General features: G+C 70.5%; 26 protein-coding genes. 8 read left to right on the forward strand and 18 right to left on the reverse strand.

Annotation, left to right across the window (positions count from 1 at the left end; translation table 11 throughout):
- Positions 1 to 349 precede the first annotated feature (349 nt).
- The gene (locus tag O7632_RS29555; protein ID WP_278119078.1) at positions 350 to 727 is read left to right on the forward strand and encodes a DivIVA domain-containing protein; all 378 of its coding nucleotides are present in this window, start codon (positions 350 to 352) and stop codon (positions 725 to 727) included.
- A 44-nt stretch (positions 728 to 771) separates the two neighbouring features.
- Here O7632_RS29555 and O7632_RS29560 read toward each other — a convergent pair whose 3' ends face one another.
- Positions 772 to 1533, reverse strand: a complete 762-nt coding sequence (locus O7632_RS29560) for a transposase family protein (protein ID WP_278111118.1) — start codon at positions 1531 to 1533, stop codon at positions 772 to 774.
- A gap of 142 nt (positions 1534 to 1675) precedes the next feature.
- Between O7632_RS29560 and O7632_RS29565 the strand changes: the two genes are divergently transcribed.
- Positions 1676 to 2011 (forward strand): HIT domain-containing protein, encoded by a 336-nt coding sequence (locus O7632_RS29565; RefSeq protein WP_278119079.1) that lies wholly within the window; start codon positions 1676 to 1678, stop codon positions 2009 to 2011.
- A 40-nt stretch (positions 2012 to 2051) separates the two neighbouring features.
- Here the strand turns inward: O7632_RS29565 and O7632_RS29570 are convergent, their stop codons facing one another.
- Positions 2052 to 2615 carry a hypothetical protein gene (locus tag O7632_RS29570; protein WP_278119080.1) on the reverse strand — a complete coding sequence of 188 codons (564 nt, stop codon included), beginning with the start codon at positions 2613 to 2615 and terminating at the stop codon, positions 2052 to 2054.
- 160 nt (positions 2616 to 2775) lie between these two features.
- On the opposite strand from O7632_RS29570, the gene O7632_RS29575 reads away from it, so the two are divergent.
- Positions 2776 to 3006 carry a type II toxin-antitoxin system VapB family antitoxin gene (locus O7632_RS29575; RefSeq protein ID WP_278119082.1) on the forward strand — a complete coding sequence of 77 codons (231 nt, stop codon included), beginning with the start codon at positions 2776 to 2778 and terminating at the stop codon, positions 3004 to 3006.
- A gap of 33 nt (positions 3007 to 3039) precedes the next feature.
- Here O7632_RS29575 and O7632_RS29580 read toward each other — a convergent pair whose 3' ends face one another.
- The 4 genes from O7632_RS29580 to O7632_RS29595 all read right to left on the reverse strand — a co-directional run bounded on the left by O7632_RS29580 (position 3040) and on the right by O7632_RS29595 (position 6696).
- Positions 3040 to 3603, reverse strand: coding sequence for an exonuclease (locus tag O7632_RS29580; RefSeq protein WP_278119083.1), 564 nt, complete (start codon positions 3601 to 3603; stop codon positions 3040 to 3042).
- 79 nt (positions 3604 to 3682) lie between these two features.
- Positions 3683 to 5137, reverse strand: coding sequence for a family 43 glycosylhydrolase (locus O7632_RS29585; protein ID WP_278119085.1), 1455 nt, complete (start codon positions 5135 to 5137; stop codon positions 3683 to 3685).
- A gap of 173 nt (positions 5138 to 5310) precedes the next feature.
- On the reverse strand, positions 5311 to 5529 hold the full coding sequence (locus tag O7632_RS29590) for a hypothetical protein (RefSeq protein ID WP_278119086.1): 219 nt from the start codon (positions 5527 to 5529) through the stop codon (positions 5311 to 5313).
- Positions 5530 to 5673: 144 nt separating this feature from the next.
- Complete coding sequence (locus O7632_RS29595; RefSeq protein ID WP_278119087.1) at positions 5674 to 6696, reverse strand: sporulation protein; 1023 nt, start codon at positions 6694 to 6696, stop codon at positions 5674 to 5676.
- 309 nt (positions 6697 to 7005) lie between these two features.
- Between O7632_RS29595 and O7632_RS29600 the strand changes: the two genes are divergently transcribed.
- The gene (locus tag O7632_RS29600) at positions 7006 to 8409 is read left to right on the forward strand and encodes a hemolysin family protein (protein ID WP_278119088.1); all 1404 of its coding nucleotides are present in this window, start codon (positions 7006 to 7008) and stop codon (positions 8407 to 8409) included.
- On the forward strand, positions 8406 to 9452 hold the full coding sequence (locus O7632_RS29605; protein WP_278119090.1) for a hemolysin family protein: 1047 nt from the start codon (positions 8406 to 8408) through the stop codon (positions 9450 to 9452). Before O7632_RS29600 ends, O7632_RS29605 begins: the two co-directional genes overlap by 4 nt.
- Before the next feature lie 7 nt (positions 9453 to 9459).
- Here O7632_RS29605 and O7632_RS29610 read toward each other — a convergent pair whose 3' ends face one another.
- Positions 9460 to 10305, reverse strand: coding sequence for an EI24 domain-containing protein (locus O7632_RS29610; protein ID WP_278119092.1), 846 nt, complete (start codon positions 10303 to 10305; stop codon positions 9460 to 9462).
- Positions 10306 to 10442: 137 nt separating this feature from the next.
- Between O7632_RS29610 and O7632_RS29615 the strand changes: the two genes are divergently transcribed.
- Positions 10443 to 11828, forward strand: coding sequence for an NAD(P)-binding domain-containing protein (locus O7632_RS29615; protein ID WP_278119094.1), 1386 nt, complete (start codon positions 10443 to 10445; stop codon positions 11826 to 11828).
- A 2-nt stretch (positions 11829 to 11830) separates the two neighbouring features.
- Here the strand turns inward: O7632_RS29615 and O7632_RS29620 are convergent, their stop codons facing one another.
- The 4 genes from O7632_RS29620 to O7632_RS29635 all read right to left on the reverse strand — a co-directional run bounded on the left by O7632_RS29620 (position 11831) and on the right by O7632_RS29635 (position 14390).
- Positions 11831 to 12724 (reverse strand): alpha/beta hydrolase, encoded by an 894-nt coding sequence (locus tag O7632_RS29620; protein ID WP_278119096.1) that lies wholly within the window; start codon positions 12722 to 12724, stop codon positions 11831 to 11833.
- Positions 12721 to 13029, reverse strand: a complete 309-nt coding sequence (locus O7632_RS29625; RefSeq protein WP_278119098.1) for a DUF2516 family protein — start codon at positions 13027 to 13029, stop codon at positions 12721 to 12723. Before O7632_RS29625 ends, O7632_RS29620 begins: the two co-directional genes overlap by 4 nt.
- Before the next feature lie 66 nt (positions 13030 to 13095).
- Positions 13096 to 13686, reverse strand: coding sequence for a hypothetical protein (locus O7632_RS29630; protein WP_278119099.1), 591 nt, complete (start codon positions 13684 to 13686; stop codon positions 13096 to 13098).
- Complete coding sequence (locus O7632_RS29635) at positions 13683 to 14390, reverse strand: helix-turn-helix transcriptional regulator (protein ID WP_278119100.1); 708 nt, start codon at positions 14388 to 14390, stop codon at positions 13683 to 13685. The genes O7632_RS29630 and O7632_RS29635 overlap by 4 nt, the downstream gene beginning before the upstream one ends.
- Before the next feature lie 112 nt (positions 14391 to 14502).
- On the opposite strand from O7632_RS29635, the gene O7632_RS29640 reads away from it, so the two are divergent.
- Positions 14503 to 15309: an alpha/beta hydrolase gene (locus tag O7632_RS29640; RefSeq protein ID WP_278119101.1), complete on the forward strand. Its 807-nt coding sequence runs from the start codon at positions 14503 to 14505 to the stop codon at positions 15307 to 15309.
- Between the two features lie 68 nt (positions 15310 to 15377).
- On the opposite strand, the gene O7632_RS29645 is transcribed toward O7632_RS29640, so the two are convergent.
- The 6 genes from O7632_RS29645 to mtfM form a co-directional block, all read right to left on the reverse strand.
- On the reverse strand, positions 15378 to 16388 hold the full coding sequence (locus O7632_RS29645) for an asparaginase (RefSeq protein WP_278119102.1): 1011 nt from the start codon (positions 16386 to 16388) through the stop codon (positions 15378 to 15380).
- Positions 16385 to 17218 (reverse strand): 3-keto-5-aminohexanoate cleavage protein, encoded by an 834-nt coding sequence (locus O7632_RS29650; protein ID WP_278119103.1) that lies wholly within the window; start codon positions 17216 to 17218, stop codon positions 16385 to 16387. Before O7632_RS29650 ends, O7632_RS29645 begins: the two co-directional genes overlap by 4 nt.
- Before the next feature lie 111 nt (positions 17219 to 17329).
- Positions 17330 to 18421, reverse strand: coding sequence for a folate-binding protein (locus tag O7632_RS29655; RefSeq protein WP_278119104.1), 1092 nt, complete (start codon positions 18419 to 18421; stop codon positions 17330 to 17332).
- Entirely contained in the window at positions 18418 to 18843 is a 426-nt protein-coding gene (locus O7632_RS29660; RefSeq protein WP_278119105.1) for a Fur family transcriptional regulator, read from the reverse strand. Before O7632_RS29660 ends, O7632_RS29655 begins: the two co-directional genes overlap by 4 nt.
- A gap of 61 nt (positions 18844 to 18904) precedes the next feature.
- Complete coding sequence (locus O7632_RS29665; protein ID WP_278119106.1) at positions 18905 to 19543, reverse strand: FABP family protein; 639 nt, start codon at positions 19541 to 19543, stop codon at positions 18905 to 18907.
- Between the two features lie 74 nt (positions 19544 to 19617).
- Positions 19618 to 19722 carry a small membrane protein MtfM gene (mtfM, locus tag O7632_RS29670; protein WP_278119107.1) on the reverse strand — a complete coding sequence of 35 codons (105 nt, stop codon included), beginning with the start codon at positions 19720 to 19722 and terminating at the stop codon, positions 19618 to 19620.
- A 25-nt stretch (positions 19723 to 19747) separates the two neighbouring features.
- On the opposite strand from mtfM, the gene O7632_RS29675 reads away from it, so the two are divergent.
- On the forward strand, positions 19748 to 20110 hold the full coding sequence (locus tag O7632_RS29675) for a DsrE family protein (protein ID WP_278119108.1): 363 nt from the start codon (positions 19748 to 19750) through the stop codon (positions 20108 to 20110).
- 32 nt (positions 20111 to 20142) lie between these two features.
- Here O7632_RS29675 and O7632_RS29680 read toward each other — a convergent pair whose 3' ends face one another.
- Entirely contained in the window at positions 20143 to 21039 is an 897-nt protein-coding gene (locus O7632_RS29680; protein WP_278119109.1) for a hypothetical protein, read from the reverse strand.
- Between the last annotated feature and the right edge of the window lie 36 nt (positions 21040 to 21075).

Raw genomic sequence — 21075 nt, forward strand, 5'->3', positions numbered from 1 at the left:
TGATCCACGGAGGATGGAGCCCCCGGGGCGCGTGTGAGAACCATTTCACGGTCACAGCCGTCGACCGTCCGGAACCCGCCCGGGAGCCCCCGTACCAGGGCTGATCCGGCGCGCCGGCTGATGGCCGAAACGCGGCCGACACCGCGTTCCCGCAAGCACCACCGAAATGGCGTACGCACGCGTCCCGGGCCGATCACCTGACGGATCGTTGTGTCGTGAAATCGATGACTGCCCTGGTTGCCGTACCGCCGATGAGGGCTGCGGTGATTGGGGCGGGGTGGCCCTGCCGATCGGCAAACGGCAGGGCCACCCCTTCCATAGCCGTCTGATGTCCGAGGGAGGAAATGTGATGCGAGAACTGTGGCGACGGTGGCGCGTCCGGTGGCAACGGCGGCGGATGGCGTCGACCCCACCACACCAATGGCCGAGCGGCAGCGGCGTGTACCGCGTACCCGGAAACCACCGTAACCAGCGACCGGCCGCGTACCGTCCGATTCGGCCCTGGCAGGTCCGCAGCCAGCACTTTCGCACCGCCAGCCGGCGCTCCCACGGACGCGGCCTCGACCCGGCCGACGTCGCCGCGTTCCTCGACCGCGTCGCCCACGACCTCGGCATCCTCTACGCCGAACTGGACCGCACCTACGAACAGAACGACCGGATCAAGGACGCCTTGCGCCGCTGGCAGAGCAGCCACGCGGCCAGCGTCACACCGTCGGGCTATCACTGATCGCCAGACGTCGTCAGCCACATACCCATGATCGTCTATGAGGTCTATTCACAGGCCATCCTGTAGAAGTGCAACCCGATAACACAGGAGATCGTTTCTGTGAAGGTCGCGAGCGGTCTGCGGTAGTCGGTGTGCAGGATCCGCCATGTCTTCAGGTTCGCGACGACCTGTTCCACAACCCAGCGGATCTTGTTGACCTGCCTGTTGTATTCCTTCTGCCATTCCGCGAGCTCGCCACCTTTGGGCTTCTTGTACGGGGTGATCATGCCGTTGCCGACGTAGCCCTTGTCACCGATCCAGTCTCCGGGATTCAGGGTGACGAGGACCCCGGTGTCGTTGATCGCGTACGAGTCGTGGTGGTTGCCGGTGACGGGATCGGAGATCCAGGCGAGCGCGCCGTCGAGGGTGCAGGCGACCTGGACGCTCATGCCCGTGGTCTTGTGCTTGCCGGAGTACAGACAGCGGTGCGTGCGCCATGACCAGCAGGGAAGCAGGGTGCCGTCGACGATGTACTGGTCGGTCGGGCTGAGGTCGTCGGCTGTCGGTACGAACTCCGTCAGCACGCGATCGAGGACCGGGGTGATGCCGGTGACCGCTCGCGAGATCGTCGGCTGGGAGACGCCGTGTGCTTCGGCGATCTCCGCTTGGACGCGGTTGCGACGCATGTAGGTCAACGCGACGACGACAGCGCGGTAGAGACCAAGGACCGGGGGCCACGGCTCCACATCCAGATCCTGGCATTCCGCTCGGACCAGCACGCAGAGGTCGCGGATCTGGTCCGTGGTGAAGCCAGTGGTATGATACATGTTCGGCGGTCCGCTTTTCTTTGTGATGTTGTGTGGTAACTCCATCCTACGGAAGAGCGGATCGTCCTTTTATTGGGGGTCTACTGTAGCGGGTCGGAGGCCTGCTGAATAAGCCTCTATGGACACCATTATCATCGGTCCGATGACCGATGACTTCTACTGCGAACAGGCGCTCAGCGGCAACACCCCGGTCCAGGTCGTGGCCGAAACGGCCCACGTGCTCGCCTTCCACCACACCCGGCCTTTCTGGCCCGTCCATATCGTCGTCATCCCGAAACGCCATATCCCGTCGCTGGTGGACCTGGGTGACGCCGACATCTCCGAGGTTCATCAAGTCCTGGCCGTCGTCCGCGATATCGCGGCACAGGTCAGCGCCGAACACGGCGCGGCTCGCGTCCTGACCAACCTCGGCGCATACCAGGACTCCAAACACCTGCACTTCCACGTCAACAGCGGCGAGCCGTTGCGTCACGACTGACGACGACCGCCGCCAGCACGATCATCATTGACCGACGCCGCTAGCCCGCCTGGTCGCCGAGCAGCCGGCGGGCGACTCGCAGCGCGTCGGCGCCCTCGGTGTCCGAGCCGGCAGCCGCGCTCGCTGCGAACGCTTCGATCTGATCCAGGTGCTCCGGTTGGAGCCCACGATTCGGCAGCGGAGCGATCAGCAGGGCACGCCCGCTGGCGGTGAGTTCCTCGTGCACAGGTCCGCTGGTTGGCGTCTCGGCGTCGTCGGTCCAGATCAGCGGCTGTCCCTGCGCGACGACCTCCCGTGCGGCAGCGAGCTTCGCCACCGCAGCGGTCGACGTGGACATCTCGTGGGTCCAGCTGCGTCCGAGACGAGGCAGGCCGAAGAGACGCTCCACCTGGTCCGCCTCGACGCACCAGGTGCTGCACCAGCGGATCTCGACCGCGCCGGCGCGGTGCATCGACCGGATGCGGTCGATCAGCGCCGGCGCCCACCGCAGCCGGTATTCGACCGCGCCGACGTGTGCGGTGCCGTTGCGCGGCGCCGCGCCCCAGCCGGGGCGGGTCACGTTGACGACTCCGTCGACGTCGAGCAGCCACACAGCTCGTCGCACTGGGTTACCTCCGTAGCGCACCACCCAGGTTTGACCGCACCGTCGTCCGCGAGGTGAGGCTCATCCACGTCACCCGTCGATCGAGACGTGGACCAGCCTCACCTCGGTGTGGGACCGGACGACCAACCCGTGGTGGTGCGCTAACCATAGACTGAGGCGCATGCCGGACCAGCGGAAAACCGTCATCGACCTGGACGAGGAATTACTGGACCGCGCCCGTCGTGAACTCGGCACCAGCACCAAGGAGGAGACGATTCACGAGGCGCTGCGCATAGTCGCCGAACGCGGGGGCCGACTGGCCGCGGTCCAGGAACTCATGTCCATCGACCGGGATTGGGACGGCATCGTCGACGATGGCAATACGCCGACCAGCGACAGAGACGCGATGTGAACGCCTCCTGGAGTTACCCGGGCTCGCGTTGTCTCAGTGAGTCGCGGGGTTGGCGGCGAGCATCGCGCAGAACAGGGCACCCTGCTCGATCGCGTCGTCCAGGGCGACATGCTCGTGCGGGTGGTCGCCGAACCACTCGCGGGGCATGGTCCGCTTCGACGTCGTCCGGTAGCCGGTGCCCAGCAGCGCCATGGCGTACGTCTTGATGTCCAGCGCCGAGTGGGAGAACGGACTCGATCCGGTGAAGCGGATCAGGTACCAGTAGACGAACATGAAGTCGTACGCCGCCGGGTAGCCGATGAACACCGGCCGCCCCGGCAGCTGGGCCAGCCACTCGCTGTAGCGGGCCATCGCCGCCGCCGGTTCCTGCTGGTCGGCCCGGCACGCCGCCCACGCCTCCGGCTGCGTCTCCCACCACGCCATGGTCTGCGGGGCTCCGGTCGCATCGGGCAGGGTGACCAGGTTGGCGCTGAACGTGCCGACCAATTCCTTGCCCGCCGTGTACGCCGCCGAGGCGAAGCTCAACATCGAGTGCGGGCCGGGAATGGGTCCGTCCGCCTCGACGTCCGTGCTGACGTAGATCTCCGCTTGTGCCACATCCGGCACCGTACGCCCAGCCGGTGGCGGGCTGTCGTGCGGTGCCGGGCGTGGGGCGCGGTCGGTCGGTCAGGTCAGGTCAGCTGACGGCGAAGGTGGCCGAGGCGCGGCCGGCGGTATCCGGTACGGCTTCCAGGTAGAGCAGGCCGTCGCGGTGGCGGACGTACTGGCCGGGGAAGTTGACCGACTCCAGCGACAGTTTGCCGGCGTCGGCCAGCCCGGAGCGGGCCATGAACGTGGCGTCCTGCCGGAACAGGTTGGACCCGTCGTTGGCCTCCACCCAGATCTGGTGGTTGCGGTGCCGCAGGTAGTAGCCGGGGAAGTTGGTCGACTCCAGCGAGATGCCGGCCGAGTTGGCCAGCCCGGGCACGACCCGGAACTGCGAGTCGGCCAAATTAGCAACGTTCGCTTCCAGCCGGACCCGGTACTCCCAGTGCCGCAGGTAGCGGTCGGGCTGGTCGTGGGCGGCGAGCCGGATCGGGGTGCGGCCGTCCGGCACCGGTACGCCGAAGTTCGGTGTGCCGTCGGCGTTCCAGTAGATCTTCTGCACCCGGGTACGCCGATTCGGGTCGTTGAGCGGGTCGTAGCCGTTGCCGAGGTAGCGTTCGTAGTTGCGGGAGTGGTAGACGATCACGTCGCTGCCGTCCTCGGCGACGGTGAACGAGTTGTGCCCCGGCCCCCACTGGCCCGTACGGCTGTTGCTGGCCAGCACCGGGTTGGGGCTCTTGGTCCACGACGACGCGTTCAGCAGGTTGCTGCCGGCCGGGGCGGTGAGCAGCCCGACGGCGTAGTTGGCGTCGGTGGCGCTGGCCGAGTAGGTCATGAAGACCCGCCCATTGCGGATGATCACCGCCGCGCCTTCGTTGACCCGGTAGCCGCGGGTCTCCCAGGCGTACGTCGGGGTGCTGATCATGACCGGGGTACCGGTGTAGGTCCACGGGTTGACCATCCGGGCCAGGTAGATGTTGGAGTTGTTGCCGGCGTACTCGGCCCAGGCCAGGTAGCGCACTCCGTTGTGGACGAAGGTGGTGGCGTCCAGCGAGAAGCTGTTGCGGGGCGGCTGGATCTGGCCGCGTTCGATCCATGGTCCGTCGAGCGGGTTGGCGGCGGAGGATTCCAGCACGTACGGGCGGATGGCCCAGATGTCGTCGGCCCGGCCGGCGGCGAAGTGGATGTACCACTTGCCGTCGATGAAGTGCAGCTCAGGTGCCCAGATGTGCGCGCCCATCTCGCCGGTGGCGTGCTTGCGCCAGATGACTCGTTCACTGGCGCTGGCCAGGCCCTGCAAGGTGGTGGCTCGGCGCATGACGATCCGGTCGTACTCGGGGACGGTGGCGACGAAGTAGTAGTAGCCGTCGGTGTGCCGGTGGACGTGCGGGTCGGCGCGCTGCTCGGCGATCGGGTTGGTGAACTGGGCGGTGGGTGGGACCGCCGCGAGTGCGGCCGGGGCGGCGATGACAGCGGTGGTCGTGGCGGTCAGCAGGATGGTGGTTGCCGCCGCCAGCCAGCTGGCCGTGGATCGCGGTCGTCTCATGGTCGTCACCCTTCACACTCATCGTCATCGATTCGATAAGTGTTAGCGTTAACAGGATCGGAGGTCAAGAGGCTGCGTCATCTTGACGAAACAATCCGGCCGGGTGGGGAGTTCCCCACCCGGCCGGATGCCGTCCGATGTGCTCGGCTACTCGCCGTCTCCGACGTGTCCGGTTACTCGCCGCCGAGGTTCACCAACGCCTGCGCGGTCCGGAAGTACGGGTTGCGGCCGAGGTCGCCGACGGTGACGATGCCGAAGGCGTCCTTGAGCAGCTTGGCGTCGCTCTCGCTCACCCCCTTGAGCGCGGCGACCGGCGCGGCCACGATCTCGGTCAGGGACTTGTCCTGGTAGGCCTTGTCGACCAGGGTGGTCAGGTCAGCGGTGACCGGCATTTCTGTCTGTTCTCCTTACGGGTCGGGGCATGACCCGGCCCATGCCGGGCCGGGCCGTCGATCTGTCCACCGCGCGGTTGGTCTACCGCTCGGTTGGTCTACGGTCTGGTTGGCTCATGGCGCGGCGCCCGACGAGGGCGGCTGTCACTCTTCCGGCTCTTCTTCCTCCGGCCCTTCTTCCTCCGGCCCTTCCTCCGGCTCTTCTTCCTCCGGCTCGCCGCCCTGGTCGTCGTCGCCGAACGCATCGAACGCCTGCTCGGCGAGCATCCCGGCACCGAACCCGAGCGCGGCACCACCGACGGCACCGGCGACCACACCACCCATTCCGGAGCCACGGTCCTCGTGCTCACCGTGGTGGCCATCGTGGTGTCCGCCGTACCCGCCGAGCAGTGCGTGCCGCTGTTCCAGCGACTGCCGCAGCCACGAGTCCACCAGGCTGATCCAGTCGATGCTCTCCGCGTCCGCGTGCGCGATCCGATAGTGGCCGTACGAGTCGTGGCCGGGGGTGAACAGTCCGGACTTCTTGTCGAACTCCAGGACCACGGTCACCCCGTGCGGGTCGGCGACGAACGTCAGTTCGATCTGACTGACCCCCGGATACCGTGGCGACGACCCGTACTCGATCTCCTGATAGAACGGCATCGTCTGGGGCGCACCGGCCAACTGGCCGTGCTCCAGGTCGGCCCCGGTGAACGGTAGGCCGAGCGCGGCGAACGCCTCCAGGATCCGTTCCTGCACCGGCAGGGGGTAGACGTGCACGTCATCGAGGTCGCCGGGATCGATGGCACCGCGTACCCAGATCTTGGTACGTAGGCCCATCGTCATGCCGGGCAGCCGCTGACCGTACACATCGGTGACCGGGGTTTCCCAGGGCACGTCGATCTCGAACGGCAGCGACAGGTGCTGGCCGGCGGCCAGCCGAAACTCGCCGCAGACCGGCACCCGGTGGAACTCGACCGTACCGTCGTATTCTTCGTCGTCGGTCTCCATCTCGACCCGGGTGACCAGTGCGACGGTGATCTGGTCGATCTCCACCTCATGGTCGCCGCCGGTGATGTCGACCTGGCCGACCAGGTTCAGACCGGGCCGGGTGCTGGGGTTGGACAAGATGGTGTCGACACTCGGCCCGCCGACTCCGAAGGCGCGGAGCATCCGTTTGAAGACCACGTAACTATCTCTCCCTGGCGGTACGCTGGCGCGTTCCCCGGAGCACGCTGATCGTTGCCGCACAAGATGATCAGATATGTCTATTTTGGAACCGGGGTTGTCGACGATGCTAGCGGGACACCCTGAGAGGTTCCTGAACACCAGATATCAGATACGCAAAGTAATTTTGCGAACACTTCTCGTTGAGTCTCTCAGTAAACTCGCAGGTTGCCGCGACGCCTGCCTGTCTATGCTGAGAACCATGCCGACTACCAGCGACCCTCCCAGTCCGGGCCGCCCCGCCGCTCACGACCCCGCGGCGAGGCGGTGATGGAATGGATACTGCTGGGCGTCGCGGTGCTGCTGATCGCCGCCAACGCGCTCTTCGTAGCCGCCGAGTTCGCGTTCGTCACGGTCGACCGGGCAACTGTGGAGCGGCAGGCCGCCGCCGGTGACCGTCGCTCGGCCAGCCTGCTGCGCGGCCTACGGACCCTGTCGACCCAACTGTCCGGGGCTCAGCTCGGCATCACCGTGACCAGCCTGGTCGTCGGCTTCCTGGCCGAGCCGTCGCTGGCCACCCTGCTGCGCGGCCCGCTCGGACTCACCGGCCTGCCCGACGGCGCGACCACCGCGATCTCGCTGACCCTCGCGCTGATCCTGGCCACCGGCTTCCAGATGATCTTCGGCGAGCTGGTGCCGAAGAACTGGGCGATCGCCGAACCCCTGCGGGTCGGCCGGGTCGTCGCCGGAGCCCAGCGCGGCTTCACCACCGCCGCCGGGCCGCTGATCCGGTTCCTCAACGGTACGGCGAACCGGATCCTGCGGGCGCTCGGCATCGAGCCGACCGAGGAACTCGCCTCCGCCCGTACGCCACAGGAGCTGGCGTCGCTGGTCAGCCGCTCCGGCGAGGAAGGCACCCTGGACGCGGAGACCGCCGAACTGGTCTCCCGGTCGATCGACTTCGGCGAGCGGACCGCCGCCGACGTGATGACCCCCCGACCCCGGGTACGGTTCGTCGCCGCCGACGCGCCCATCGCCGAGGTCCTGCGGCTGGCCGCCGCGACCGGCCACGCACGGTTCCCGGTGACCGGTGACGGCGTCGACGAGGTGCTCGGAGCGGTGCACTTCAAGCACGCCCTCGCCGTACCGGCCGAGCGGCGCGACAGCCGGCCGGTCCGCTCGGTCATGGTCGAGTTGCCCGAGGTCCCGGAGACCGCCGAGCTGGACCCGCTGCTCGCCACGCTGCGCGGCCAAGGGCTGCAGATGGCGGTGGTGGTCGACGAGTACGGCGGCACCGCCGGCATCGTCACCCTGGAGGACCTGGTCGAGGAGATCGTCGGTGAGATCGCCGACGAGCAGGACCGCCCGACCGGCCGACACCAGCAGGTGGCGGACGGTTCGTGGCAGCTTTCCGGCCTGCTGCGCCCCGACGAGGCGGCCCGGTTGACCGGGCTCGACCTGCCGGAGGGCCGGATCTCCGACACCCTCGGCGGGGTGATCATCGAGGAACTCGGCCGGCTGCCCCGGGTCGGCGACACCGTCACCGTGACCGCCGACGACCGGGAGCACCCGGACAGCGACGGGCTGCCGATGCCCGTACCGGTGGAACTGACCGTGACCCGGGTCGACGGCCGCCGGGTCGACCGGCTGCTGCTGCGCCGCACCAACGCGACCGCCGGTGCCGGTGCCGGCACCGGACACACCCGCCGCGAATCGAACGGAACCGGATCATGAGCGACGGCGTGGCGATTCTCATCGGCGTGCTGCTGCTCGCCGGCAACGCCTTCTTCGTCGGCGCCGAGTTCGCGCTGATCTCCGCCCGCCGGACACAGATCGAGCCCCGGGCCGCCGCCGGTTCCCGGCTGGCCCGGCTCACCCTGCGGGCGATGGAGAACGTGTCGCTGATGATGGCCGGTGCCCAACTCGGCATCACCGTCTGTTCACTCGGCCTCGGCGCGATCGGCGAGCCGGCCGTGGCGCACCTGATGGAGCCGGGGTTCGCCGCGCTGGGGGTGCCGGACGCGCTGGTGCATCCGATCGCGTTCGCCATCGCGCTGGCGATCGTGGTCTTCCTGCACATGGTGATCGGCGAGATGGTCCCGAAGAACATCGCACTCGCCGGTCCGGAGCGCTCCGCGATGGCCCTCGGCCCGGTGCTGTACGGCGTCGTCACCGTCCTGCGGCCGCTGATCTGGCTGCTCAACCAGATGGCGAACATCGTGCTGCGGCTGCTGCGGGTCCAGCCCAAAGACGAGGTGACCTCCGCGTTCACCCGGGAGGAAGTCTCCGGGTTCATCGCCCAGTCCCGCCGCGAGGGCCTGATCGACGAGCACGAACACCGGCTGCTGACCGGGGCGCTGGCGTTCAGCGATCAGCCGACCGCGAGGGTGGCGATCCCGCTGGACTCGCTGATCACGGTGCCGGCGAGCAGCACCCCGGTCGAGTTGGAGCGGCGCTGCGCGGACACCGGCTACTCCCGGTTCCCGGTCGTCGACGGCGACTCGACGGTGACCGGCTATGTGCACGTCAAGGACGTGCTCGGCGCGCCGGCGACCGACCGCGACCAGCCGGTCGACGCCCATCTGATCCGGCCGCTGGTCACAGTGCGGGCCGCCCAGCCGATGCGGGACACGCTCACCGTGATGCAGCAGCAGGGCGCGCACCTGGCCCGGGTGGTGAACGCCGACGGACGGTTGACCGGACTGGCCGCGTTGGAGGACGTGATCGAGGAGCTGGTCGGCGAGGTCCGCGACGCCGCCCAGACCGCCAGCCGCTGACCGACGGTCAGCCGACCGATGACTGGCCTCCGGTCGGCTGGCCTCCGGTCGGCTGGCCTCCGGTCGGCTGCCCGCCCGGCAGCGGACCGCCGGTCGGCTGGCCGAGCGACTGACGGGCGAGCAGGGTCGCGCCGGCCACCGCCGCCGGCATGATCAGGACAGCGCCGAGTGGGATCAGGCAACAGCAGAAGACCGCCACACCGAAGCCGATCGCCCGGGGGCGGTTGGTCCGCAGCGCCGCCCGCCGATCGGGCAGCCGCAGGCCTCGCCGGTAGAAGGCGGAGCCGACCAGCTCCAGGGCGAGCCGCCAGCCACCGAAGAGAGCGGCCAGCACCGGCACCACGATCTGACCGACGATCGGGACGAAACCGAAGATGAACAGCGGGATCCCGATCAACACGCCGAACGCGATCAGCCGGGACGAGTCGAGCAGGCTGTGCCACAGCGACCGCCACCAGGGCACGTCGACAGCGTTGGGCACACCGCCGTGGCGTTCCTCGACCCACTCGGAGATCTTCTCGTAGAACGGGTCACCGACGAACAGCGTCACAGCGGTGAAGGTGAGCACGCCGAGCAGACCGCCGAGGGCCAGCAGGGCGATCGCGACGGCGCCGCGTACCGCCTCCTGCGGGCCCGCCGACCAGCCGTCGGCGAACGGGGTGAGCCAGCCGGCGACGTCGACCACGACGTTGACCCAGCCGATGAAGGCGGCGACGAAGAGCGCGCCCGAGATCACCGCGGGGATCAGGCCGAGCAGCACCATCCTGGGGTTGCGGGCGTACGTGACGAAGCCACGCAGGAACAGCCGCACACCGTCGACGAACGAGCGGAACACCCCGCCTTGTTCTTCCACGAGGCGGAAGCCTAGTACCTGACGTCCACGCCGACTGATTCGACAAGTGTCGAACTTGACTGTCGTCGAATCAACCGGCATCGTGATGCTAGTTCGACGATCATCAAGACAACGCGTGCCCGTCCAAGAGGGGATCCATGATCACCGAAGAACTACCGGTCGTCGTCATCGGCGCCGGCCCGGTCGGCCTGGCCGCCGCCGCCCACCTGCACGAACGCCGGCTACCCGCCCTCGTGCTGGAGGCCGGCGACAGCGTCGGCGCGGCCGTACGCCAATGGGGTCACGTCCGGCTATTCTCCCCCTGGCGCTACGACGTCGACGCCGCCGCCCGGCGACTTCTGGACACCGCCGGCTGGGCCGCGCCGGACCCCGAGAACCTGCCCACCGGCGCCGAACTCGTCGGCGACTACCTCGAACCGCTGGCGAAGCTGCCCGCCCTTGCCGCGCGGATCCGCTACGGCGCGCGGGTGGTCGCGATCGGCCGCGCCGGCATGGACCGGGTCCGCACCGCCGGCCGGGAGCAGACGCCCTTCGTGGTCCGACTGGCCGACGGTACGGAGCTGAACGCTGGCGCGATCATCGACGCGACCGGCACCTGGGGCACGCCGAACGTCCTCGGCGGCAACGGACTGCCCGCCCACGGTGAACCGCAGGCAGCACACCTGATCAGTTCCGCCCTGCCCGACGTGCTCGGTGCCGACCGGGCCGAGTACGCCGGCCGGCACACCGTGGTGGTCGGCGCCGGGCACTCCGCCGCGAACACCCTGCTCGCCCTCGCCGAACTCGCCGGACAGGAGCCGGGTACCCGGCTCACCTGGGCCGTCCGGGGCACGTCGATCGACCGGGCGGTCGGCGGCGGCGACGCGGACGCACTCCCCGGCCGTGGTGAACTCGGCACCGGGCTGCGGTCGCTTGTGGAGTCCGGCCGGGTCGCGCTGGTCACCGGGTTCGCCGTACACGCGGTCCGGGTCCTGGACGGTCGTGGCGACGACGGCGGTGCCGGCGGCGAGCCGGGCAGCGGCGCCGTCGGCGGCGAGCCGGGCAGCGGCGCCGTCGGCGGCGAGCCGGGCAGCGGCGCCGTCGGCGGCGGCGGCGATGACGCGGGCGTCGAGGTCGTCGCGGCCGACGGCCGAACGCTGACCGCCGACCTGATCGTGTCGGCCACCGGCTTCCGACCCGACCACCGGATCGCCGACGAGCTGCGGCTCGACCTGGACCCGGCGCTCGGCTGCACCCGGCTGCTGGCCCCGCTGATCGACCCGAACGAGCACTCCTGCGGCACCGTACGGCCGCACGGCGTGGACGAGTTGACCCAGCCGGAGCCGGGCTACTACCTGGTCGGCATGAAGAGCTACGGCCGGGCGCCGACGTTCCTGCTGGCCACCGGATACGAGCAGGTCCGCTCGATCACCGCCGCCCTGGCCGGGGACGGGACGGCCGCTCGCGCCGTAGCGCTGGACCTGCCGGAGACCGGCGTCTGCTCGGCGAGGCCGGCGTCGACGTCGCGCCAAGGGCCGGGCTGAGGTCAATCCGGGTCGTTGAGGAAGCCGGACACCCGCTGTCGCAGGTCGGTCCGATGGTTCCACAGCACGCCCGGCCGGTCGTACACGTGCAGGGTGGCGTCCGGCAGCGCGGCGGCGAGCCGTTCGGCGACCTCCACGGGGTGCAGGTCGTCTCCCTGGGCGGCGATCACCAGGGCGCGGGCGGTGACGGCACGCAGCGCGGCGGGTTTCGGGATCGGAACCGCGCCGGCCAGGTCGACCAGTTCGGCGGCGAGTCCGTCGCGCAGCAGCTGGTCGATCCGGGTACGCAGGTAGGCCCACGCGGCCGGCGTGTTGCGGACCTGCACGGGAGTCTCCGCGGCGATCACCTCGGCCACCCCGGAGACGTCGCCCTCGGTGACCGCCGTGACCAGTTCGGCGAGCCGGTGCCGGGTCGACGCCGGCCGGATGGTGTCGAACACCGCCGGCAGGAAGAAGACCACCCGGTCGAATCGTTCGGGACTCTCGACCAGCAGCCGGCCGAGCGCACCGGCGCCCAGGCTCATCCCGACGGCCCGACGGGCACCGGACAGGTCGGCGACCGCCCGCAGGTCCCGGGCGAGATCGGGGTAGCTCCACGGGCCGGCGGGCGCGTCCGACCGGCCGTGGCCACGGAACTGGAAGAAGATCTTCCGGCCGGCCACGCCGCTACCCAGTGGTCGGGTGGTGGCGATGCCGTGCGCGAGCCCGTGCGCGAACACCGTCCCCGGTTCACCGGAGCCGGTGATCAGCCGTTCCAGCCGCACCCCGTGCGGGGTGGCCACCACCTCGGTCTCCGGTTCCGGCAGCGCCGGCCGCCCGGTCCGGGGAGCCGACGGACCCGGACCGTAGGTGCGTGGGCCGCCGTCAGGAGGTGGCGGCCAACGGAAATCCCTCACCAGGAGCCTTTGCCGTCGGTGATGTCACGCAACCCGACCCGTACGTCCAGCAGGTAGACCAGACCGGCGGCGATCCCGATCAGGCCGAAAAGACTGACCTGGAACAGCAGGGTGAGTAGGAGACAGACGCCGAGGATCGCCAGCCACGCACCCTTGGGCAGGGTGCCGATGGCGGGGAACGCGTCCGACCGCTGGGTGACACAGTGCACCAGGGCGACGGCCTGGACCACGAGTGCGAAGACGAACACGGCCAGGTCAAGTACGTACCGGACGTCGTTGTAGAAGATCGGCGCTGCAGAGCCCATGGACAAAGCTTATGCCGCACGCCCCGGATGCGTGCCACCTGCATCCGGGGCGTGCGGTCACTCGACCTACGTGGCCGAGGGTCGGTTGCGCTTCGCCGGCTTGGCCGGGCCAGCGTCGGTGCTGCCGGTGTCGGTGCCGCCGGCATCGGTGGTGCTGAGGTCGGCGGTTAGGTCGGCGCTGGTCGCGCCGTCGACCGTCGCGCCGTTGGTGGCGGCGGCGGTTGCGGCGGCCGACGCCGTCGGGGTGGCGGCTACCTGAGCTGGCGCCTCGGTGGCCTCCATGTCAGCGTTCACGGTGTCGGCGGCCCGGACCACACCGGTGCCGACGACCCGCTCGCCGTGCGCGACCAGCGTGCCGTAGAGCCGCACCGCCCGCTGTCCGGCGGTCTGGGCTCCGGCGAGCACCGCGTCCCGGTTGCGCGACGCGATGACGCGCAGCCGGTCCAGGTCGGCCCGGCTGGCGGCCCGCTCCCGCAGTTCGGCGGTGCCCTGCACGGCCTTGTCCCGGATGCCGGTCGTGGTCAGGCTGGCCCGGCCGGTCAGCTGGGTCATGGCCACCGGCAGCTTGCGCAGCTTCTGGTACGCCAGGTCACCGGCTCCGGCGACGGCGTAGATCGGTGCGGGAATACGACTTGTCTTGGGCTTCGGCTGGCTCATCGGTTCTCCTCCTCGGCGGCCGGCGGTGCGGCCTGCTCGGTCGTCCCGGCGCGGGGCGTACGGCGCCGGGAACTGGTCTTCGCCGTGGTCGGGGCTGACGGGTCCACTGGTCCGGCCGGTCCGGACTCGGACTGTTCGGCGGCACCGGGGGTGGGCGGCGGGGCGGCGCCGGCTTCGGTGACCGCGACCGACCGCAGAGCCTGTCCCTCAGCGGTGTCGGGGTCTGCCGAATCGACGATCTCGGCGGCGGACGCATCGGTGCCGGGAGCGCCAGAGTCGAGAGTACCGGGAGTGCCGGCGGTGGCCGTACCGGTGGTCGGCTCGCTCGCGTCACCGGGCGTCCCGGCGGCGTCGCCGTGCCGGGCGTTCTCCCGGCGGAAGGTCTCGTAGATCTGGCTCAGCGACTGCTTCTGGGCCATCGTCAGCTCGTGGTCGGCGGCGATCGCGGCGAGCACGCCCTGGCCGTCCTTGTCGTCGAGCAGGCCGGCCCGCAGGTACATCACCGGCGTGGAGACCCGCAGCGCGCTCGCCAACTGCTGGAGCACCTCGGCGCTGGGCTTGCGCAGGCCCCGCTCGACCTGACTCAGGTACGGATTGCTGACCCCGGCCTGTTCGGCGAGTTGACGCAGCGATATCCGTGCGTTGTGCCGCAGGTCGCGGATGAAGCCCCCGATGTCGCGAGGGAGGTCCTTGGGTGTGGACATGCCTCGACGGTAACCCCTGGCGCTTGCAACTGCTAGCGTTTGCTTGCGGGAGTTAGCAGGGTCACCGAAAAGTGGTAGCCCGCCGTATCAGCGGGCACCTAAGCTCCCCGCGATGACTTCCATCCGGGTAGGCGACGCGACACTCAGCTACGACGACGAGGGATCCGGACCACCGGTCCTGCTGCTCCACGCCGGGATCGCCGACCGTCGGATGTGGCGACGCCAGATCCCAGCCCTGCGCGACCGCCACCGACTGATCGCGATGGACCTGCGCGGGTACGGCGAATCCGAGCTGCCGTCGGCTCCGTTCGCCCACCACGACGACGTCATCGGCCTGCTCGACGCACTCGACATCGACCGCGCCGCGCTGATCGGCTGCTCGTTCGGCGGTGCGGTGGCGATCGACACCGCCCTCGCCCACCCCGACCGGGTGACCTCGCTCGCCCTGTTCGGATCGGCGTTGTCCGGACACGACTGGTCCGAGGCGTCCGAGCGACTCTGGGTCGACCTGGTCGGCGAGGTCGATCCGACCGACCTCGACGCGATGGCCCGGGCCGAGGTCCGGTTCTGGGTGGTCGGTCCGGGACGGCGAGCAGCGGACGTCGACCCGGCACTGCTCACCCTGGCCCTGGAAATGGATCGCCGGGCGCTCGCCGCCGAAGCCGCCCTCGGCGGCGTCACCCAACACGAACTCGACCCACCTGCCGCCGCCCGGCTACCGGAGATCGCCGTACCGGTGCTGGTCGCCGCCGGAGCGCTGGACCTACCGGACATCCACCTGTTGGCCGACCGGTTGGCGGCGGAGATCCCCGCCGCCCGGCGGCTGCCGAACGTGCCCGGCGCCGCCCATCTGCTCCCGTTGGAATGCCCCGACCCGGTCAACGTCGCGGTGCGCGAGTTCCTGGCCACGACGGCCTGACACCGTACCGCGAGGGACTCCCCCACATCGACCAAACGGGCTCGCCGCCGGCACCGACGGAACCAGGCTCAGCCGAACGGCAGCGCGCGCAGTGCCCCGACCGGCTGGCCGCCGCCGAGCACCGCCGGCTCCGCCAGCTCGGCCAGGGCCGGGGCGGCCGATTCGTCGTCGGTCACGCCCAACCGGCGCAGTGCCGCGACCACCGGGGGGACCGTGCCCCGCGCACCACCGTCGTCGATCTTGACCGCGATCGCGCCGACGTCGGCCACCGCCACCGCGAGGACACCCTCGGCACCGCTCTTGGCCAGCAGGCCGGGCACCGCCCGCATCAACCGGGCGTCCACCGCGCCGGTGCCGGACATCAGTTCCGGATAGCCGCGCATCGCGTCCGCCACCGTCCGCTCCACCGACCCCGCAGACCCGGTGACCAGCCGGAGAAACGCCCGGGCCAGGCCGGTCAACGACAACGCCAGCACCGGGGCACCGCAGCCGTCGACGCCGACCGCGCCGGCCGGCTCGCCCGCGAACTCCTCGACGGTGGCCCGGATCCGTTCCTGCAACGGATGCTCCGGATGCCAGTACTCCTCCAACGGCCAGCCGGCCGCCCGACAGGTCACCAGCATCCCGGCGTGCTTGCCGGAACAGTTCATCTGCAACCGGGTCGGTCCGCCACCGGCCCGCAGCACGGCCGCCGCCGCGTCGGCACCGATCGGCAGATCCGGCGGGCAGCGCAACGCCGCCTCGGTCAGCCCGGCGGCACGCAACAGCGCGGCGATCCGGGCCAGATGCGCTTCTTCCCCGTAATGGCTGGCGCAGACCACGGCCAGATCGGCCGGATCGGCCAGCCGCAGCCCGCCGCGGAGCATCCCGGCCGCCTGCATCGGCTTGTTGGCCGAGCGGGGAAAGACCGGCGCGGTGACGTCGCCAGCGGACCCGCGTACCGCCCCGCTGGCGTCCAGCACCACCAGGGACCCGTGGTGGATGCCCTCCCGCAGGCCGGATCGGACCACCTCCACCAGCGGGACACCACCGGCGTAGGGTCGCCGGACCAACGGGTCGGTGACGGCTGCTCCGGTCACCCGACACCCACCCCGAGCAGCTCCCGCGCCTGGCGCACCGTCGCCGCCGGACGTTGCGCCAGCTGGGCCAGGCTCACCGCGCGGGCGACCAACTGCATGTTCGACTCGACAGGCTGCCCCTTGGCGTAGTTGAGCGTGTCCTCCATGCCGACCCGCAGGTGGCCGCCGCCGGACAACGCGGCGAGCATCACCGGCACACTGGACCGGCCGATCCCGGTGGCCGAGAACGTGGTTGCCGCCGGCAGGTCCCGCAGCGCCTGTCGGCAGGCCGCCAGCGCGTCGATGGTGCCCGGCATCCCGCCCGGCACCCCCATCACCAGGTCGACGTGTACGTGTCCGCCGGCCGGCAGCCCGTACCGGGACAGCAGCCGCTGCAACGCGGCCAACTGACCCAGGTCGAAGATCTCGTATTCCGGCACGATGCCGCGATCCTGCATCCGGGTGTGCAGCTCGATGATGAACTCCCACCGGTTGAGGAAGACGTCGTCACCGAAGTTGACCGTCCCCATGGTGCAGGAAGCCATGTCCGGACCGGCGTCGAGGACGGCGAGCCGGTCGTCCTCCGAGTCGGTCACCGCCCCGCCGGTGGACAGCTGCACGATCAGGTCGGTCCGCTGCCGCAACGCCGCCACGGTCGCCCGCAGCCGACCCGGATCGAGGGTGGGCGCGGCGTCGTCGTCTCGGACGTGGACGTGGATCACGGACGCGCCGAGAGCGGCGCATTCCGCCGCCGTGTGCACCAGTTCGTCGAGCGTGACCGGCAACCCCGGCACGTCGCTCTTGGCTGATTCGGCACCGGTCGGCGCGACCGTGATCACCGTCGTCGTCATGCGGCGATCCTCGCACACCGCGCCCCCGGTTGATCACGACTCGATCGGGATACGTGGATCGGACCGACTCCCGACCGGGATCCGTGGATCGGATCGACCGTGACCGGTGGGTCAGGGCTCGATCGCCGCCACGAACTCCCCGACCAGCAACACCGCGTCGTCCGGCACGTTGCGCTTGACCACCGCGAGACCGATCATGCCGAGTTCGTAGTGGCGCACCGCAGTGCCGAGGAACCCGACCGTCCGCCCGTCTGCGGTGATCGGCGTACCGGCCGACGGCGGCATGTCGCTGGCCACCCCGTCCAGGTGCACCAGCACCAGCCGACGCGGGGGACGACCCAGATTGTGCACCCGGGCCACCGTCTCCTGCCCCCGGTAGCAGCCCTTGTCCAGGTGGACCGCCGGTCCGAGCAGCCCGATCTCCGCCGGGATGGCCCGGTGGTCGGTCTCCCGACCCACCCTGGGCGTACGGGAGGCCACCCGTACCGCCTCGTAGGCCCACAGCCCGGCCGGCGCGACACCCGCCCCGGTCAGCTCGGCGACCAGCTGCGGCAGGGCGACCCGAGGCACCAGCAGGTCCACGCCGAGCGGCACCCGCCGGGCCCAGCCGCCCGCGTACGGACCGTCGGCGGGCAGGGCGGCGACGGCGTACCGGGCGGTCGGGCGACCGGGGACCGACCCGGCGACGAACTTCGAACCCGGCACCGGCAGCAGGTCCGGCTCGGCCAGCCCGGTGACGCCGAGAACACCGGCGGCGTCGGTGGCGCGCGGACCGACCAGCGACGCCGCCGCCCAGTCGGCGGTCACCTCGGCCGGGTCGACCTGGGTGAAAAACCGCATCTTGAGCAGGTACGCCAGAAGTTCACCGGCCAGCTGCGGCTCGGTGTCCAGCCAGGTGGTGGTGCCGTCCTCGGCGACCATGGCGTGCTGCTCGACGTGCCCGTGCGGGGAGAGCACCAGCAACTCGGTGCCCTGTCCGGCCCGCAAGGTCGCCAGGTGCTGGCTGGTGAGCGTGTGCAGCCAGCCGATCCGCTCCGCACCGGGCACCGCCAGCACTCCCCGGTTGCCCCGGTCCACCAGACCGACCTCGGTGTCCAGCAGCCGCTGCTCCCGCATCGGGTCGCCGTAGTGTGCCGCCACCCCGGCGTCGGATGATCCGGGCTCGATGGCGGCGACGTCGACCGCGCCGGCGATGTCAATCACGACTGTGCTCCGCATTTCTGGCAGGTGCCGAAGAGTGCCATGTGCCCGATGTCGACCTGGAAGCCACGTTCCTTGGCGAGTGCGTCGATCAGCGGCTCGGCGAGCACCGGATCCATTTCCGAGACCGATTTGCAGGACCGGCAGACCAGGTGCACGTGCTGCTCGTCGGTGACCGAGTGGTAGGTCGGTGATCCGTGCGACAGATGGGTGTGGGTGACCAGTCCGAGCTCTTCGAGCAGTTCCAGGGTGCGGTAGATCGTGGTGATGTTGACGCCGGCGGCCACTTCGCGGACCGCGTGGTGCACCTGTTCCGGAGTGGCGTGCCCGAGGTCGTGTACGGCTTCCAGGATCAACTGACGCTGCGCCGTGAGCCGCAGCCCGCGCGAACGCAGCATCTCAGCCAGGGAAGGTTGCGCCACCATTCACATCCTACGTCGTGCCGGTACGGTGATCGCCCGGCGCGCACGCCGGTTGCACCGTCGGTCAGCCGGCGACCCGGGTCAGCCGGGCCGACAGGTGTGGGGAGAGCGGCTGTCCGACCGCGGACATCTCCTGGGCGTAGAGCAACGCCCCGTCGACGATCCCGAACAGCCGGTGTCCGCCGGTGACCTCCTTGGCGGTCGCCGTCCGGACCACCGCGTCGGTGGCCAGTTCCACCTGCACTCCGGTCACCCGACCCAGATGGAGTTCCATCACCCCGGTCGGGTTGATCATCAACGCTTCCAGTTCGCCGGTGCCCCGGCCGTCCGGATCGGTCACCGCCCGCCACCAGCCGAGTTCCCGGCCGGCCGGGCGCACCGGTTGGCTCTGCTCGTCGAGCAGCCAGGCCCGCGACTCGTACTGCAGGAACGGGCGGCCGTCGTGGCTGATCCGGATCTCCTGCGCGTAGTCGAAGTCGTCGATGGTGGGATAGCCGCCCCGTCCCCGACCTCGCCACACCCCGATGTACGGCAGCAGAGCGTTGAGCGCGGGGTGCAGCTTCGGGCCGACCCGCAGGTCGTGGCTCTCCTCGAACGGGTACGGATCCACCGGCGGCGCGTCCAACCACGGCGGTCGTACCGCCTCGCCGGTCGTGTCCGGGCCCTGGGATCCGGTCGCACCGGACGCGCTGCTCGCGCTCATCGATCCTCCACCTCGTGCAGTCGTGTTCGTCGGACGCGAGCGCCGGTCGGCCGGACCGCTCACCGCCGGAGCACTCACCATCGCCCGCGACACAGGCGGACCGCGAGGTAGACCAGGCCACCGGCGAGCGCACCAAAGCCGGCGACCAGCAGGCTGACGAACCCGATCTCGGTAACCATGACAAGGTCATCCTATGCTGGCCGGATGGCTCGCACTCTCGTCGTCAAGGCGACCGCCGGCTCCGACGAACCGGAGCGATGCGCCCAAGCGTTCACCGTAGCGGGCACCGCCGCCGCGGCCGGCGTCGAGGTGTCGCTCTGGCTCACCGGTGAGTCGACCTGGTTCGCCGTACCCGGTCGGGCGGCCGAATTCGAGTTGCCGCATTCGGCGCCGCTGCCGGATCTGCTGGACGCGGTCCTGGCCGCCGGCCGGGTGACGGTCTGCACCCAGTGCGCCGCCCGTCGCGGCATCGGTCCGGACGACGTGCTCGCGGGCGTACGGATCGCCGGTGCGGCGGTTTTCGTCGAGGAGATCATGGCCGAGGGCGTCCAGGCACTCGTCTACTGAGGACCGCCGTACGCGGACGTCGGCCGCGCTGGTCAGCAGCCGGTGGTGACGACCGCCCGGACCTCGCCGCCGTCGGCCTCGACGACGACCCCGCCGAGTCCGTCACGCTGGACGAACAGCGGTGCCTGGTCGGAGAGCACCGTCGTGTCGGGGCGGGCGAGGCTGTCGAGCGCCTCCCCGATCCACTCGGCCGCCTCAGGGCTCGTCACGCCGGTCGCCACTCTGGTGCGCAGCCAGCCACCGGCCGGGCAGGGCACCACGGCCGGCGGTGTCACCTCGACCTGGTCGGCCCCGAGCGCCGCGAGCAGGGTGCCCGGGTGCGACTGCGGCACGGTGTCGGCCGTCGGGGCGTCGTCGTCCACCGGTTGGCTCGGCTGTGGGCGGCAGCCGGTGCTGATCCGCAGGTGCACCACTCCGGGCCCGACCAGTTGACCGCGCACGCTCACGAACTCTCCGGCGTCGGCGACGAACCGGACGTCGTCCGGCGAGTTCTGCCGGGTCCGCGCCGCGTACCGGGCTGGTAGTCGTCGGGCGATCTGATCGAGCAGCGCCGGGCCGTCGTCCGGTGCGGTGTAGGCGGTCAGCATCCGGGTCAGCTGGGCACCCGGCCGGATCGGGGTGATCCGGCAACCTTCGACGATCTCCTCCGGACCGATCTCGATCACCCCCGCCGCGCCGATGGCCGTGGCCAGGTCGGCGACCGACCGATCGGCGACCGGTCGCGCCTCGTCGATGCCGCGCTGTTCCCGTACGGTCGGCGCGTCCTCGCCGGTGGAGACCACCGCGAGGCCGGCGAGCAGGGCGATCCAGAGCACCGCCGCGCCCGCCAGCGCCCAGCGCCGCCAGCGCGGGGGTGGCGGTACGGCGGGCGGCTGCGGCGGGTACGCCCCGAAGGGCGGTCCGGCGGTGGTGGGTGGGCCAGGACTCACCCGGCCATCGTGCCAGGTGCCGGCCAGCGCCCGTAG

Source organism: Solwaraspora sp. WMMD406 (genome assembly GCF_029626025.1).
Taxonomy (GTDB): domain Bacteria; phylum Actinomycetota; class Actinomycetes; order Mycobacteriales; family Micromonosporaceae; genus Micromonospora_E.